Here is a 14,917-nt window from a genome sequence, read left to right as displayed (position 1 = left end):
GTTCGCCCGGTTTTTTAACGTTTAATCACTCTTCTTTTCATAAAAAATATACACCCTAATGCAATAGGAAGAATAAATATAATTCCTGGAAATGAAGATTTTTTTTCGTCCTTTACTACATCTTCAGTAATTTCCTCTTTAAAAGTCTCCTCTGCTGGCATTACTTTAGCTAATTGTATAGATTGAAGAATATCGCCATTGTCATTTTCTATCATTAATAAGCCAGACGACGTTACTTCTTCCTCTCCTTTTGTATGTGGAACAGTGATTTTCTCTTCTTGCATCGTTTCATATGTTGTCCCTTTAACAAAAAACGATTTTCCTGCTGGAATCACTTTATGTGTATATTGATTAAATCCATATTCCAATAACTCTTTTGTATCATTATATACGTCACGCTTATAATTCCCTTTTAAAACAATAGCGATTAAACTTAACTCCTCATTTGCTGCAGTTGTTGCCAATGTTTGTTTGGATTCATTAACAAAACCTGTTTTCCCACCAGTTACTTTGTCATATGGCCTAGAACCATTAACCATTTGATGATGGCTGACTAATGTTGTATCCCAAGATAAACCATCCCATTTTAGTTCATCAGTTCCAAATATTTCTCGAAATATTTCATTTTGCATGGCATATTTGGTGATTAATGCTAAATCATTAGCAGTTGTATAATGATCCTTATGAAAAAGGCCATTTGGATTTTTGAAATGTGTAGAATGAACGTTTACTTTCTCTTTTAAAAACTGATTAATATTTTGTTCAAACTCATCTATGGACCCATCAAGGTATTCTGCAATGGCTATTGCAGCATCATTTCCTGAATTAATTAACATGCCATCAATTAAATGCCTTAACGTTACTTGTTCACCTTGTTCTAAGTAAACCCTTGTCCCTTCTGTTGAGTATGCATTCTCACTAACTGTAATAATATCGTCCAAATTCCCTTTTTCAATAGCATAAATGGCCGTTGCTATCTTTGTTAAACTTGCTGGATACATTTTTTTATATCCATTCTTTTCAAATAAAACTGCTCCAGTATCACTATCCAACAAGAAAACTGCTTCACTTATTAAGTCTAGTTCCCTACTTTCCGTCGCCTTACTTATTGCAGGAAAACTAAATAATAGTAAAACGAAACATATTGCAATTGTCGTTTCCCTCATTTTCCCCCACCTATTTATTTTCTATATTTAAATACCATGACTATTGTACCAAATAAATGAGAATAATAAATGACAATTAGAATATTGTCACAAAAATGAAATCCTTTTGTTTTTGTGATGAAAACTACTCAAATATGTGCAATCTATGAAAAAATAGGTTACTCACTGGATAGTCCTCTTAAAAAAGCAGCTGCATTTTTCTTTATATTCTTTCCAACTTCAAGCAAGAAAAGAAAGACTGCGATTAAAAACGGCAAAAGATAGTAGCCAACACGGTATAAGAATAATACGATCAGCATCTGTTCTGATTCCACCCCTAAAGATTCGATCCCCCACAAAAACACTAGTTCAAAGGATCCCATCCCTCCTGGAATCATACTGATAATACCCGTACATGCAGCAACTAAAAATAGCAAGAAAAAATCTCCAGCTGAAACCGGTAATTCAATGATTTGGGCGATAAAATATAAATAGGCAAATAGAAAAATCCATTCTAATAAAGACACAGCTATTAGGCCAATCATTTGGTTTCGGTCAAAGGCAAAGCTATGTAACTTTGCTTTCTTATAACTAACTAATAAGATAGGAAAGATTAACCCTACAACGATAATAGCTGCAAATATCCATAGATGCTCTCCTATTAAATTCAATCTTCTGCTATAAAGAATAGCAATCCATGCTAATAAACTAATTCCTGATAGATAGAATAAGGTAACTACGGCAATCCCTTTAAATAATTTTTTTCGATCTGTTTCATATTGTTTATAAAAATAGTTGCGTAAAGCAATTCCTATTAGTCCACCAAACCCGATTAAATTAGAAAAAGAGTTACTAATAAAAGAATATTTCCCGACCTCTACAAAAGGAATATCTTTCTTTAAATGCTTTACAAGAAAAAAATCGTAAAAAAACATGGGAAGAGTCGCCATAAATCCGCCTAATACAATGTAAAACAAACTATGATAAGGAATTGTCTGTAAGTATCCATATATAAGGTGCATATCCGTTGACATAATCATATTTTTAATTTCGCGTAAAATGATGATAAATATGACAATCGGTAGTAGTATCTTCGCCATATTAATCCAGATTTCTTTTTTTCTGATTAACATATTTACCACCTCTTACATTTCGATTGTTTCTACTCTAGTAATTGAGACCTAGAATTAATCATACCTTATCTACAATAGAAAAGAAAAGGAACTTTTTTCTACGTTCTTATCAAATAGATTTCCTTTCCTATCCAATAGTATGGACAAAATGATTGTCACTATTCTATTAAAAGGAAAACTTCTCCTCTCCTTCTAAAAATAAAAACGTCCTATTGTATAACAGTTAGTGAAAAACGAAAGAAATCTATATAACAGTTATTTAAAGGTTTTTCCCTTTCTTCTTTTAATTATTTTGAGAAAACACGCTTTAAGCAGTTGGTACTACTGGAGTTCACATTTACGACACAGAATATTCGCAAGATGTACACATTTATTGTGATTGTTCTCACACATTATCTGTTATAGTTAAAACAGAAAGAAAAAAGCTTTCTGTTATATATTTTTATTAAATCATGAGGTGATTATAATGGAAAAAGTTGAAACAACTAATTATTGGGAAGGCTTTAAAAATGGATCATGGCAGAAAGAAGTAAATGTTCGTGACTTCATCTTAAAAAATTTCAATCCATATTATGGTGACTCTGCTTTCTTATCAGGTCCTACATTAGAAACTACACAATTATGGGAACAAGTAATGGAATTAAGTAAATTAGAACGAGAAAGAGGCGGCGTTTACGATTTAGATACAGATATCGTATCAACGATAACTTCTCACGGTCCTGGTTACTTAGATAAAGCGAAAGAAAAGATTGTCGGTGTACAAACAGATGAACCTTTCAAACGCTCTTTCCAACCAAATGGCGGAATTAGAATGGCTGTCCAAGCTTGTGAATCTTATGGCTATAAAGCGGATGAAGAGCTAGAAAAATTCTTTAGTGAACACCGCAAAACTCATAATGCTGGAGTATTTGATGCTTATACAGATGAAATGAGATTAGCTAGAAAAGCTGCTATCATTACAGGTCTTCCAGATGCATACGGCCGCGGTAGAATTATTGGAGACTATCGTCGCGTCGCGCTATACGGTGTTGACTTCCTAATCAACGAAAAACAAAAAGATAAAAGAGCGACAAGTTCTGTTATGACAGAAGAAACAATTCGATTAAGAGAAGAAGTTTCTGAGCAAATTCGTGCCTTAAACGAATTAAAAGAATTGGGTGCAGCTTACGGTTTTGATTTATCAAGACCAGCAGCTAATGCTCAAGAAGCTTTCCAATGGGTATATCTTGGCTACCTTGCAGCAATTAAAGAACAAAACGGTGCAGCAATGAGCTTAGGACGTGTATCTACTTTCTTAGATATTTATGTAGAAAGAGATATAGAAAACGGTATATTAACTGAAAAAGAAGCACAAGAAATTGTTGATCACTTTATTATGAAGCTTCGCCTAGTTAAATTTGCTCGTACACCTGATTATAATGAATTATTCAGTGGCGATCCTACATGGGTAACAGAATCTATTGGCGGTATGGCTAATGATGGAAGACCTTTAGTTACAAAAAACTCTTTCCGCTTCCTTCATACATTAGATAACTTAGGACCTGCTCCAGAGCCAAACTTAACTGTTCTTTGGTCCACTCAATTACCGGAGAACTTTAAAAAATTCTGTTCACAAATGTCTATTCAAACTAGTGCTATCCAATATGAAAACGATGATGTCATGAAATCTCAATGGGGCGATGATTACGGCATAGCTTGTTGTGTATCAGCAATGGAAATTGGTAAGCAAATGCAGTTCTTTGGAGCACGTGCTAACCTAGCTAAATGTTTATTATATGCAATTAACGGTGGTAAAGATGAAAAGTTAAAAGTCCAAGTTGGACCTAAATTCGCTCCAATCACTTCTGAATATCTAGATTACCAAGAAGTATCGGAGAAATTTGATAACATGATGGAATGGTTAGCTGGACTTTATATTAACACATTAAACGTTATCCACTATATGCACGACAAGTATAGCTACGAAAGAATTGAAATGGCTCTTCATGACACAGAAATTCTTCGTACTATGGCTACTGGTATCGCTGGATTAAGTGTTGTGGCTGATTCCTTAAGTGCGATTAAGCATGCAAAAGTAAAAGTTATTAGAGACGAAAATGGTCTAGCTGTTGATTTTGAAACAGAAGGTGATTTCCCTAAATATGGAAACAACGATGATGCTGTTGATAGCATTGCAATCGGACTTGTCGAAAGCTTTATGAAAAAATTACGCAAGCATCAAACATATCGCAATTCTATGCATACTATGTCTATTTTAACCATTACTTCCAACGTTGTTTATGGTAAAAAGACTGGTAATACACCGGATGGTCGTCGTGCTGGTGAACCATTTGCTCCAGGTGCTAACCCAATGCATGGTCGTGATACAAAAGGAACTTTAGCATCCCTATCTTCTGTTGCTAAATTACCTTACGATTATTCTCTAGATGGTATTTCTAACACATTCTCTATCGTGCCGAAAGCACTTGGTAAAGAAGATGATGTACGTGTAAACAATTTAGTATCTATTTTAGATGGTTATGCAGCAAAAGCTGGTCACCACTTAAATGTTAACGTATTTAACAGAGAAACATTATTAGATGCTATGGAACATCCAGAATTGTATCCACAATTAACGATTCGTGTATCTGGATATGCAGTTAACTTTATTAAATTAACTCGTGAGCAACAACAAGACGTCATTAGTCGTACTTTCCACGAATCTATGTAACAAAAAGGACGGTTGAGGGATTTTCGCATGATCCCTCAACCCTACTTCTTACAGTGCTACTTTAATGGCTCGCGGGTTTATTATAAGGAGGAAATAATCATGAACGGTAATATACATTCAATTGAAACATTTGGAACGGTGGATGGTCCTGGTATTCGCTATGTAGTGTTTACACAAGGCTGCTTGCTTCGCTGCCAATTTTGTCATAATGCAGACACTTGGGAAATTGGTACTGGAAAGCAAATGTCTGTAGAGGACATTATCAATGATTTAAAAACATACCTTCCTTTTATCGAACCTTCTGGTGGAGGTATTACTGTAAGTGGTGGGGAACCATTATTACAAATTCCATTTTTAATCGAACTATTTAAAGCGTGTAAAAAACTCGGCATTCATACAACCATTGACTCATCTGGTGGCTGTTATTCAAAAGCCCCTTCTTTTCAAGCGCAATTAGATGAATTAATGAAATATACGGATTTAGTTTTACTCGATTTAAAACATATCGACCGTAAAAAACATATTAAACTAACAGGAATGGGTAATGATCATATTTTAGATTTTGCTACCTATTTATCCAGCAAAAAAATCCCGATCTGGGTACGCCATGTATTAGTCCCAACCATTAATGATAACGAAGAAGATTTAACTAGACTAAGTGATTTTATCGCTACTCTAGAAAATGTAGAAAAAATTGATATTCTTCCCTATCATAAATTAGGTGTTTATAAATGGGAAACGCTCGGTCTAGAATATCCACTTAAAGGAATAGAACCACCTACGCAAGAATCTGTTGATTTTGCGACTACTATTTTAAACAGAAATAATTAAAAGCATTTTCCCAAAAAAAGAGACTTGAATTTCATATTAGAAGTTCAAGTCTCTTTTTCAAGTATGCTATTTAAGCACTTCTGTCTGCAAATGGAGGATATGGTGGGTATGGTGGGTGTGGATGACGTTTTTTTCCTATCGCTAGTTCGTATTCAAAAGATACAGGAATATTTAAAAATACAAAATCGACATCTAAACCAAGAATTTTAAACATTTATTTCCCTCCTTTGATTTTTTTCGTACAAAACATTTAAATTAATTGCATTTACATATTTTGTACTTTCCTTATAGGGTATGCCAAAAAGTAGTACATGCTTGTGCAGAGTAATTATTTTGATATTGAAAGTATATAAAATAAGAGGAATTGAGATTAATTACTCAATTCCTCTTATTTTTATTATTCTTTCCACCACTCATCAAACATAGATGCTGGAACTTGTCTCTTATGCTCTGTCATTAAATAGCGTGCTTCAATTTTCTCCGCCACATCTTGTGTAACTTCTTTTCCTTCTAAATAATCATCTAATTGATCATACGTTATACCTAGTTCCGTTTCATCTGCTTGTCCTGGTTTATTATCTAATAAGTCAGCTGTCGGAACTTTTAGGTAAATAGCTTCTTCCGCTTTTAGTTCTTTTAATAATTGCTTTCCTTGCCTTTTCGATAAACCTGTTAACGGTAGTACGTCTGCACCACCATCCCCGTACTTCGTAAAGAAACCCGTAACAGCTTCTGCAGCATGATCAGTGCCAACTACAAGTAAATTTTCTTGTCCACCTATTGAATATTGCGCAATCATCCGCATTCTAGCTTTTACATTCCCTTTATGATAGTCCGCTAATGGAGTTTCACTCATTCCATCATATACTTCTTTTACTCCATCTACAGGAGTTTTAATATTAAAAACATACTCTTTATCCGCTTTAATAAATTCTAGTGCTCGTTTCGCATCAGCTTCATCTGTCTGAACACCATAGGGTAGTCTAACTGCAACAAATGTTGCATCATGCCCTTCCTCTCGAAGTTGTTCAACTGCAAGCTGTGCCAATCTTCCAGCCAAAGATGAATCTTGTCCTCCGCTAATTCCTAATACGAAACCTTTTGAGTTTGCTTTTTTTGCATAATCTTTTAAAAATTGGACTCTTTTTTCAATTTCTGCTTTTGGATTAATATCAGCTTGAACATTTAAATCCTTCATAATTTTTTGTTGTAAATTACGCATGATTTTTCCTCCTTATTTGCGGTTTTGAATAGATATCTTGACCTTTTCTATGTGGTTCATTTTATTTTCCCAACATAACGGACTTAAATCCACCGGATACTCTTCTGGATTTAAGGAACGCTTATATTCATCCCAAAGGATTTCTAAGCTTTGCTCAGAATATTTTTGGATAGAAAAGATATCTGGCGTCTCGTATACTAACTTACCATCCTTAATTACATCTTGGTGTATATCTACTGCTGTAAAATTTGTAACAAATTTGCTGATGTACGTATGGGTCGGATGGAACATCTTTAAGCGCTCATCTGTTTCCGGATGTTCAGATTCCATACAGATATAGTCTCCTTCTGATTTCCCATTGACATCATTTATAATTCGATATACCCTTTTTAATCCAGGTGTAGTCACTTTTTCTGGATTGCCGCTGATTTTAATCGTATCTTGCATATTACCGGCTTCATCTTCTATAGAAACGAGTTTATAAACGCCACCAAGCGCAGGTTGATCGTATGCTGTGATTAATTTTGTTCCAATTCCCCAAATATCAATTTTTGCTCCTTGTGCTTTTAAGTTAATAATCGTATATTCATCCAGATCATTACTTGCTACAATCTTTGTATCGTAGAAACCTGCTTCGTCCAACATTTTCCTAGCTTCTTTCGATAAATAAGCTAAATCGCCACTATCCAAGCGGATTCCCCGAAAATTTATACTATCTCCTAATTCCTTTGCTACACGAATGGCATTAGGAACCCCAGAACGTAATGTATCATAGGTGTCAACTAAAAATACACAATCTTTATGTCTTCTCGCATATTTATGAAAAGCAATATACTCATCATGATAAGCCTGTATCATCGAATGTGCATGGGTTCCTGAAATCGGAATGCCGAATAACTTTCCTGCTCTTACATTTGATGTTGAACTAAAGCCACCGATGAAAGCTGCTCGTGTTCCCCAAAGGGCAGCATCCAGCTCATGGGCACGTCTACTGCCAAACTCCATTACAACCCCATCGCCAATTACATTTTTAATTCTTGAAGCTTTCGTTGCAATCAATGTTTGGTAATTCACAATATTCAAAATGGCTGTTTCCACAATTTGTGCCTGTGCCAGAGGCGCTTCAATTCTCATTAGTGGTTCATTTGCAAAAACCACTTCTCCTTCAGCTGCTGAACGGAGACTTCCGGTAAATCGCAAATCTTTTAAATAGGCAAGAAAATCCTCTTTAAATCCCTCTTGCCTTAAATACTCGATATCGCCTTCTGAAAATTGGAGATTCTCTAGATACTGAATCACTCGCTCTAAACCAGCAAAAACAGCATAGCCATTATTAAAAGGCAATTTTCTAAAATATACTTCAAAGACTGCATTTTTTTCAGCAATACCGTCCTCCCAGTATGTTTCAGCCATATTTATTTGATATAAGTCAGTATGTAACATTAAACTGTCATCTTTATAATTAAAACTCATTAATAGTCCTCCTGCAAACCCTAAACGACTAAAGGATAGTAGCTCCTAGTACATTTTTAAAGTGATCCAATGCCCATTGATGGCCAATTTCATTAAATGAAGCAACGGCATTTTCATATATATGGATGTTATAGCCAAGATTATAAGCATCAATTGCGGTATGGAGCACACATATATCTGAACAAACGCCAACTAGATAAATATCTTTAATCGATCTTTCTTGCAATTTTATATGTAAGTCTGTGCCTGCAAAAGCACTATATCTAGTTTTATCCATCCAATAAACATTGGTTAAATCCTTATGGTCCTTATATATTTTTTGAAGCGTTCCATATAAATCTCTTCCCTTTGTTCCAGCGATATTGTGAGGTGGGAAAAGCTTAGACTCTGGATGATATGGATCATCTAACGTATGCAAATCGATTGCAAAAACGGTATAATCTCCATTGTTGATAAAATTCTGAGTGATTTTCACTAATTCTTTTTCTATTACAATGGCAGGTTCTCCGCATGGTAGATTACCTTCAACAAAGTCAAAGGTGTAATCTATATTAATTAGAGCTTTCATTAAATCCCCCCTTAAATTTCAGAACTCATTAAAAGACAGTACTCGTAAAGATTGTTGCTATTACCAGCAGACGGAATACACTTCGCTTTCCGTGGGGCTCGCGCTGAGATTCCTCAGTTTCGCCTCCGGGGTCTCACCTGTCTCGCAAGCATCTACGTGTATTACGGCTGCTCCATTTTTCCGACTAATTCTTTTCTCCTATTGAAAAAACAACAATCTTTAGAAAGCAGCCTATTAAAAACATCATTTTTAGAATACACCTTGATTTATATTTAAACTATCCTTTATTATACCATTCATTTTATTTTTTCCTATTAGAAATAGTTAATTCTTCTGATTTTATTCAAATACTCCTTCTTATAAAAGTTGCAAAAAAGTTTTTATATAAAGCCTTCAAAAATTGTCATAAAAAATTCTAAATCTCTTTAAAATTCTACTATAGCCCCAGTTGAAAATTGCTTTTCATCATTGAATTAGATATAATTTTATTGTTCACTAATAACGAGGTGTATAAATGATTGATTTATTATTAGACTTTACGTTTTTTCCTAGTTATCAAACGGTTTACTATACATTTTTAGTAGGTCTAGTACTGAAATATTTATGGGATTGGAACATAAAAATAACTGTTCAACAAGAGTTTTTTGCTTCAGAACAGCAACTATCTTTAGATGTTTCGATTACGACAATAAATATGAATGTTCAAAAATATAATACTCCTATTTTGCACTGGATTGTTAAAAATATCCGTAAAAGAATAGAGAGCTCACATGATGATCCTGAGAAACCAAATTCCTCCTTTGTTATCTAATATTTAACTAACAAATTTGGAGGAATTACGTTGAAAAAATTATCTAAAAATACTTTATTAATTATGCTATTAGGTTTATCTACTGTTTTATTAAGTGCCTGTTCTTCATCCACAGCAGGAAATAATGATGGGTTTTTCCATAAAATATTTGTTGAGCCTTTCATTGCAATTATTCATGGAACAGCAGATGTCTTTGTAGGCAGCTACGGTCTTGCGATTATATTGATTACATTAGTTATTCGTTTGGTCCTAATGCCTTTAATGCTTAAACAATATAAAAACCAACAGCTGATGAAAGTAAAAATGGATTCAATTAAACCTGAAATGGAAGCAATTCAGAAAAAAATCAAAACCACAAAAGATCAAAAAGAACAGCAAAAACTGCAAATGGAAATGATGGATTTATATAAAAAAAATAATATTAATCCTTTGAATATCGGTTGCTTGCCTATGCTAATACAAATGCCAATTTTAATGGGCTTCTATTATGCTATTCGTGGTTCTCAAGAAATAGCAACCCATTCATTCTTATGGTTTAATTTAGGTCAATCTGACCTTATTTTAACAGCGTTAGCTGGTATTGTTTATTACCTGCAGTTTAGAGTATCACAAAGCACGATGACCCAAGAGCAACAAAAACAAATGCGTATCATGGGATTGATTTCGCCTATTATGATCGTAATGGTGTCTTTAAATGCCCCAGCAGCATTACCGCTTTATTGGACGGTTGGTGGTATATTCCTTATTTTCCAATCTCTATTAGGAAGAAAGTTATATCCCCCTCAAACTAATACTGCTAAAGTAGTTACAGAGAAATAATAGTTCACTTTAAAAGCTTTAGGGCATTATTCTTATTTACCTAAATACTGGCATATTGTATAATTAATTGTACATTAATTTAAAAGGTGATGGAGTTCACCTTAAACGCGTTAGAGCTGATGACTCCTACTAGAGATGTAACCTGAAATGGTTCTTTCCCTAGTAGGAGTTTATTTTTTTTTATTAAATGTACCATACTAACGTAAAAAGGAGAGAGAGAATTGAATAAGTTAAAACAAAGTATTGTAACTATTTCTTCTCAAAAAATGCAAATTGGTCTACTATTTTATATCGTAAAATGGATCATTTTAGGTGGAAGCGTAGGACTTTTAGCTGGTTCAGCTTCTGCATTTTTTTTAGCAAGTTTAGACTGGGCAACAAAAACGCAGCAATTTAATTCATGGTTGTTATTTTTATTACCAGTTGGAGGAGCCCTCGTCAGTTTTCTATATTGGAAGTTCGGTCAAAATTCCTCGAAAGGAAATAACTTGATTATTGAACAAGCACATGGTGCAAAGGAAAGTGTATCCTTTCGGATGGCACCTTTAGTCCTTTTTGGTACATTAATAACTCATTTATTCGGTGGATCAGCCGGACGTGAAGGGACTGCCGTACAAATGGGTGGTGCTTTTTCTGAGTTAGTAGGAAAAATATTTAAATTAGATGAAATGGACCGGAAAATTATCATGATTTGTGGAATTAGTAGCGGGTTTGGCTCTGTATTTGGCACCCCACTTGCAGGTACAGTATTTGGGCTAGAAGTATTGGCAATTGGTCTTATTAGACATGAAGCAATCTTCCCCAGTTTTGTAGCAGCTTTTGTAGGAGATATCGTAACTAGTGCCTGGGGTATACATCATCACCATTATAATATCGGTAGTATTCCAGAATTATCATGGCTGTTGATTCTAAAAATTGTGATAGCTTCCGTCCTTTTTGGTTTAACAAGTACATTATTCAGTGAATTAACTCACTGGCTAAAGAAGACTTATACAAAAATATTTCCAAATCCAGTAATTAAAAGTTTTTTTGGTGGAGTTGTTGTGGTGATTCTTGTTTTTATCGTGGGAACAAGAAAGTACTTAGGGCTTGGTATTCCTTTAATTGATCAAGCATTTGAAGGAACAGTATCTTTCTTCACTTTTTTAATAAAATTAATTTTCACAGCTTTAACACTAGGGGCGGGTTTTCAAGGTGGAGAAGTTACTCCATTATTTGTTGTAGGTTCAACATTAGGAAGTGTTTTAGGAGATATTTTATATGTCTCAGCTCCATTTTTGGCTGCACTAGGATTTATTGGGGTATTTTGTGGCGCAACAAATACACCAATCGCATGCTTTATTATGGGAATTGAATTATTTGGTTTAGAAGCAAGTATTTACTTCTTTATCGTTTGTATTATTAGTTACCTATTTTCTGGGCACACAGGAATCTATACTTCTCAACAAATTGAGATTTCAAAAAACAGATGGATTGAAATACCGAAACAATCAACATTAGCCTCCATAAAAAACCAGAAGAGTAAAAAAACTAAAAAGACCTAGTATATACGAAGGATTAGAATTTACTTTTCTGTCGATATTTCCCAATAGGATAAAAGGAAACTTCCATCAGTGGGGATTTTCCTTCCTCCCCCACTGATGGTTAGTTGAACCACTCGGACGTTTGCACAACGCTTTTGTCATTAAAGACATCTTAAACTTTTATATGCTTTGAAAGTAATCTTTGTAAAAACCGCCGACTTTTCCAGTGTTGTCCACAACAAAGTAAAATTCCTCTGTTTCGTTTTTTACTTCGTATTCTTTTCCTACTGTTAATACTCTATTAACAATGTATTTACTTGCATCGGTATGTATACATTTTACTTTTTTGATGGATGATTTACTTTCCCAATTTTGATGTATCATTTGTTTAGCTCCCTTCATTCTAGTACTATCCTAGTATAAAGGGAAAACGATACATAGCGCAACAAGTTCTCATTATGAAACCAAATTCTGTTTTTCCTTTGTCATCCATTTCATCTTATTTCTTTCAAAAGTAAACCATTTGCCTGTATCTGCTTGGTAAAAAGTCATATAACACAAGCCATTAATCCAATCTAAGCGTTTGAAACCCATAGCATAATAGGATGTATGATTATACTTGATAGCATATAAATTATTATGTTCTTGAATAAACATATTATGACCTTCTTTCCATGATGTCGATATTATTCTATACCACAAAAAAACGGTCCATTAAACCAAAAAACTATATTGGTAACATTTATTATAAAGAAAACTTCTTACAATGGAGTTTTTCTCATCCCCCATCTAGCTTCTTCGATTTTCCGCAAGCTTATAGTGGGGTTCTTACTGCTCGTTAAGAATGGGATATAGGTTTATTTCGAAAAGCTCTCCAACTATCCTCCATAATTTCGTTTACAAGCATTTCTTCTTGATTACAGACATAAACAAATGCCTCCCAAGTTTTATCCTCTTTATGTACGGTAACTACCTTTCGCTCATATAAATTATCTGTTCCAATAGGATTGTAATCTTCAAATTCATCTAAAATAGGTACATCTATTACTGGGACTTCATAAAGCTCACCTAACACTTTTTTATGGTCATCGATTATCAGAAAAGGATATTCTAACCTTGCATCAAATAATCTGCCATATATCCACACATTTTCAGCAAGACAAGGATAGTTCTTCATCATATAATGATTTACTTCATCCTTCAGCAAGGATCCATATACAAAAACAAGTACTGTTTTTTTCATTCCTTACTTTCCTCCTATTTAAATAATGCATTTTTATTAAGAGACGGTCCAAAAACATTATTCTATTATAAAGAAAACTAACCATCAGTGTAGAGCCAACTACCGGTTAAGAGTGGGAAAGAAAATAATACAGAGTGTTTCTAATTTCAGAAACACTCTGTATCTATATGTTAAACAATTTATTAAGCTTCAAACAATAATGATTCTGGATCTTCTAATAGGTCCTTAATTCTTGCTAAGAATGTAACTGCTTCTTTTCCATCAATAATACGATGGTCATAGGACAGAGCAAGATACATCATTGGTCTATTTTCCATTCTTTCGGCGTCTATCGCAACTGGTCGTAACTGAATCTTATGCATTCCTAGAATACCAACCTGTGGTCCATTAAGGATCGGCGTGGATAACAAGGATCCGAACACACCACCATTAGTAATGGTAAATGTACCACCTTGTAACTCACTTAAGGAAAGTTTATTGTTTCTTGCTTTACTAGCAAATTCTAAAATTTCCCCTTCAATTTCTGCAAAGTTCTTTCGATCTGCATCTCTTAAGACTGGCACCACAAGTCCTTCATCTGTTGATACTGCAATACCAATGTCATAGTATTTTTTTAAGACAATTTGATCACCTTGTATCTCTGCATTTAATAATGGTGCTTTCTTTAGAGCTGCAACGACAGCTTTCGTAAAGAAAGACATAAATCCAAGCTTCACATCATTTTCTTTTTGGAATGCATCTTTTCTGCGATTTCTAAGGGCCATAACATTTGTCATATCTACTTCGTTAAAAGTAGTAAGCATTGCTGTATTTTGCTTTACCTCTAATAGTCGATTAGCAATCGTTTGTCTTCTTCTTGTCATTCTCACTCTCTCAACACGACTATCTGTTTCAACAGAAGGAGCTGATTTTTCAGTTTTTGGTGCTTGAGCAGGCTGTGTCGGTGCAGCTGCAGCTGACTTTTGATCGAATGCTGCAACATCCTGTGCTCTTATTCTTCCTAATGGATCATTTGTCTGGATAGCTGTTAAATCAATCCCACGTTCCCGAGCCAATTTGCGAGCAGCTGGGGAAGCAATCGGAATTTGTTTATTAATTGTTGTATCTGCTTCTGTTTGCAGTTCGGTTTTCGGAGCCTCTGCCTTTACCTCTGCTTCAGGTGTTTTTTCGACAGCCTTAGGTTCTTTAGCAACTCCCTGTGCGTTGACAATCGCAATTGTTTCACCAACTTGGACTGTATCCCCTTCATTTGCTTTTAATTCTTGAATAATCCCACTTTCTTCTGAAATAATTTCTACATTTACTTTATCTGTTTCAAGTTCAACGATATAATCGCCTTTTTCCACATACTCCCCTGTTTTCTTTAACCATTGTGCTACGGTTCCTTCGGTGATAGATTCAGCTAATTCTGGTACTTTTATCTCTGCCATTTTAAACTT

Annotated in this window: 15 protein-coding genes and 1 riboswitch; of the genes, 5 read left to right on the top strand and 10 right to left on the bottom strand. The window is 34.4% G+C overall.

Going from position 1 to position 14,917, the window contains the following annotated elements:
* Positions 1-14 precede the first annotated feature (14 nt).
* Complete coding sequence (locus NKG37_RS19010) at positions 15-1,166, bottom strand: D-alanyl-D-alanine carboxypeptidase family protein (RefSeq protein WP_101731178.1); 1,152 nt, start codon at positions 1,164-1,166, stop codon at positions 15-17.
* Positions 1,167-1,324: 158 nt separating this feature from the next.
* Positions 1,325-2,278, bottom strand: coding sequence for a lysylphosphatidylglycerol synthase domain-containing protein (locus NKG37_RS19005; RefSeq protein ID WP_016203785.1), 954 nt, complete (start codon positions 2,276-2,278; stop codon positions 1,325-1,327).
* A gap of 466 nt (positions 2,279-2,744) precedes the next feature.
* Here NKG37_RS19005 and pflB point away from each other — a divergent pair, with 466 nt between their 5' ends.
* Both pflB and pflA read left to right on the top strand, forming a co-directional pair.
* Positions 2,745-4,988 (top strand): formate C-acetyltransferase, encoded by a 2,244-nt coding sequence (gene pflB / locus NKG37_RS19000; RefSeq protein WP_254415111.1) that lies wholly within the window; start codon positions 2,745-2,747, stop codon positions 4,986-4,988.
* Positions 4,989-5,087: 99 nt separating this feature from the next.
* Complete coding sequence (pflA, locus tag NKG37_RS18995; RefSeq protein WP_169188576.1) at positions 5,088-5,819, top strand: pyruvate formate-lyase-activating protein; 732 nt, start codon at positions 5,088-5,090, stop codon at positions 5,817-5,819.
* A 70-nt stretch (positions 5,820-5,889) separates the two neighbouring features.
* Here the strand turns inward: pflA and NKG37_RS18990 are convergent, their stop codons facing one another.
* From NKG37_RS18990 to NKG37_RS18975, 4 genes are all read right to left on the bottom strand, one after another.
* Entirely contained in the window at positions 5,890-6,033 is a 144-nt protein-coding gene (locus NKG37_RS18990) for a hypothetical protein (protein ID WP_169188575.1), read from the bottom strand.
* A gap of 183 nt (positions 6,034-6,216) precedes the next feature.
* The gene (nadE, locus tag NKG37_RS18985; RefSeq protein WP_169188574.1) at positions 6,217-7,041 is read right to left on the bottom strand and encodes an ammonia-dependent NAD(+) synthetase; all 825 of its coding nucleotides are present in this window, start codon (positions 7,039-7,041) and stop codon (positions 6,217-6,219) included.
* A gap of 12 nt (positions 7,042-7,053) precedes the next feature.
* Positions 7,054-8,514, bottom strand: coding sequence for a nicotinate phosphoribosyltransferase (locus tag NKG37_RS18980; RefSeq protein ID WP_101731182.1), 1,461 nt, complete (start codon positions 8,512-8,514; stop codon positions 7,054-7,056).
* Positions 8,515-8,542: 28 nt separating this feature from the next.
* Entirely contained in the window at positions 8,543-9,082 is a 540-nt protein-coding gene (locus NKG37_RS18975; RefSeq protein ID WP_016203779.1) for a cysteine hydrolase family protein, read from the bottom strand.
* A gap of 514 nt (positions 9,083-9,596) precedes the next feature.
* Here NKG37_RS18975 and NKG37_RS18970 point away from each other — a divergent pair.
* The 3 genes from NKG37_RS18970 (at position 9,597) to NKG37_RS18960 (ending at position 12,256) form a co-directional block, all read left to right on the top strand.
* The gene (locus tag NKG37_RS18970; RefSeq protein WP_016203778.1) at positions 9,597-9,893 is read left to right on the top strand and encodes a hypothetical protein; all 297 of its coding nucleotides are present in this window, start codon (positions 9,597-9,599) and stop codon (positions 9,891-9,893) included.
* Between the two features lie 30 nt (positions 9,894-9,923).
* Positions 9,924-10,712 (top strand): membrane protein insertase YidC, encoded by a 789-nt coding sequence (yidC, locus tag NKG37_RS18965; RefSeq protein WP_169188573.1) that lies wholly within the window; start codon positions 9,924-9,926, stop codon positions 10,710-10,712.
* Between the two features lie 76 nt (positions 10,713-10,788).
* Positions 10,789-10,848, top strand: a riboswitch (Fluoride riboswitch).
* 130 nt (positions 10,849-10,978) lie between these two features.
* Positions 10,979-12,256 carry a voltage-gated chloride channel family protein gene (locus NKG37_RS18960; RefSeq protein ID WP_169189674.1) on the top strand — a complete coding sequence of 426 codons (1,278 nt, stop codon included), beginning with the start codon at positions 10,979-10,981 and terminating at the stop codon, positions 12,254-12,256.
* A gap of 159 nt (positions 12,257-12,415) precedes the next feature.
* Here NKG37_RS18960 and NKG37_RS18955 read toward each other — a convergent pair whose 3' ends face one another.
* From NKG37_RS18955 to odhB, 4 genes are all read right to left on the bottom strand, one after another.
* On the bottom strand, positions 12,416-12,619 hold the full coding sequence (locus NKG37_RS18955) for a DUF6501 family protein (protein ID WP_169188572.1): 204 nt from the start codon (positions 12,617-12,619) through the stop codon (positions 12,416-12,418).
* 72 nt (positions 12,620-12,691) lie between these two features.
* The gene (locus tag NKG37_RS18950) at positions 12,692-12,892 is read right to left on the bottom strand and encodes a hypothetical protein (protein ID WP_254415110.1); all 201 of its coding nucleotides are present in this window, start codon (positions 12,890-12,892) and stop codon (positions 12,692-12,694) included.
* Between the two features lie 181 nt (positions 12,893-13,073).
* A complete protein-coding gene (locus tag NKG37_RS18945) occupies positions 13,074-13,478 on the bottom strand; it encodes a gamma-glutamylcyclotransferase family protein (protein ID WP_016203773.1) in 405 nt (134 codons plus the stop codon).
* Positions 13,479-13,660: 182 nt separating this feature from the next.
* A complete protein-coding gene (odhB, locus tag NKG37_RS18940; protein ID WP_169188571.1) occupies positions 13,661-14,908 on the bottom strand; it encodes a 2-oxoglutarate dehydrogenase complex dihydrolipoyllysine-residue succinyltransferase in 1,248 nt (415 codons plus the stop codon).
* Positions 14,909-14,917: the final 9 nt, after the last annotated feature.

This window comes from Niallia sp. RD1, from assembly GCF_024219955.1.
GTDB classification, from domain to species: domain Bacteria; phylum Bacillota; class Bacilli; order Bacillales; family Cytobacillaceae; genus Niallia; species Niallia alba.
This window is presented reverse-complemented; position numbering and strand designations above follow the sequence as displayed.

Coding starts and splice junctions, on each gene's coding strand:
- NKG37_RS18980 (WP_101731182.1), bottom strand. CDS start 8,514: ATGAGTTTTAATTATAAAGATGACAGTTTAATGTTACATACTGACTTA.
- NKG37_RS18945 (WP_016203773.1), bottom strand. CDS start 13,478: ATGAAAAAAACAGTACTTGTTTTTGTATATGGATCCTTGCTGAAGGAT.
- NKG37_RS19010 (WP_101731178.1), bottom strand. CDS start 1,166: ATGAGGGAAACGACAATTGCAATATGTTTCGTTTTACTATTATTTAGT.
- NKG37_RS18970 (WP_016203778.1), top strand. CDS start 9,597: ATGATTGATTTATTATTAGACTTTACGTTTTTTCCTAGTTATCAAACG.
- pflA (WP_169188576.1), top strand. CDS start 5,088: ATGAACGGTAATATACATTCAATTGAAACATTTGGAACGGTGGATGGT.
- nadE (WP_169188574.1), bottom strand. CDS start 7,041: ATGCGTAATTTACAACAAAAAATTATGAAGGATTTAAATGTTCAAGCT.
- NKG37_RS18990 (WP_169188575.1), bottom strand. CDS start 6,033: ATGTTTAAAATTCTTGGTTTAGATGTCGATTTTGTATTTTTAAATATT.
- NKG37_RS18960 (WP_169189674.1), top strand. CDS start 10,979: ATGCAAATTGGTCTACTATTTTATATCGTAAAATGGATCATTTTAGGT.
- NKG37_RS18950 (WP_254415110.1), bottom strand. CDS start 12,892: ATGTTTATTCAAGAACATAATAATTTATATGCTATCAAGTATAATCAT.
- odhB (WP_169188571.1), bottom strand. CDS start 14,908: ATGGCAGAGATAAAAGTACCAGAATTAGCTGAATCTATCACCGAAGGA.
- NKG37_RS18975 (WP_016203779.1), bottom strand. CDS start 9,082: ATGAAAGCTCTAATTAATATAGATTACACCTTTGACTTTGTTGAAGGT.
- NKG37_RS18955 (WP_169188572.1), bottom strand. CDS start 12,619: ATGATACATCAAAATTGGGAAAGTAAATCATCCATCAAAAAAGTAAAA.
- NKG37_RS19005 (WP_016203785.1), bottom strand. CDS start 2,278: ATGTTAATCAGAAAAAAAGAAATCTGGATTAATATGGCGAAGATACTA.
- pflB (WP_254415111.1), top strand. CDS start 2,745: ATGGAAAAAGTTGAAACAACTAATTATTGGGAAGGCTTTAAAAATGGA.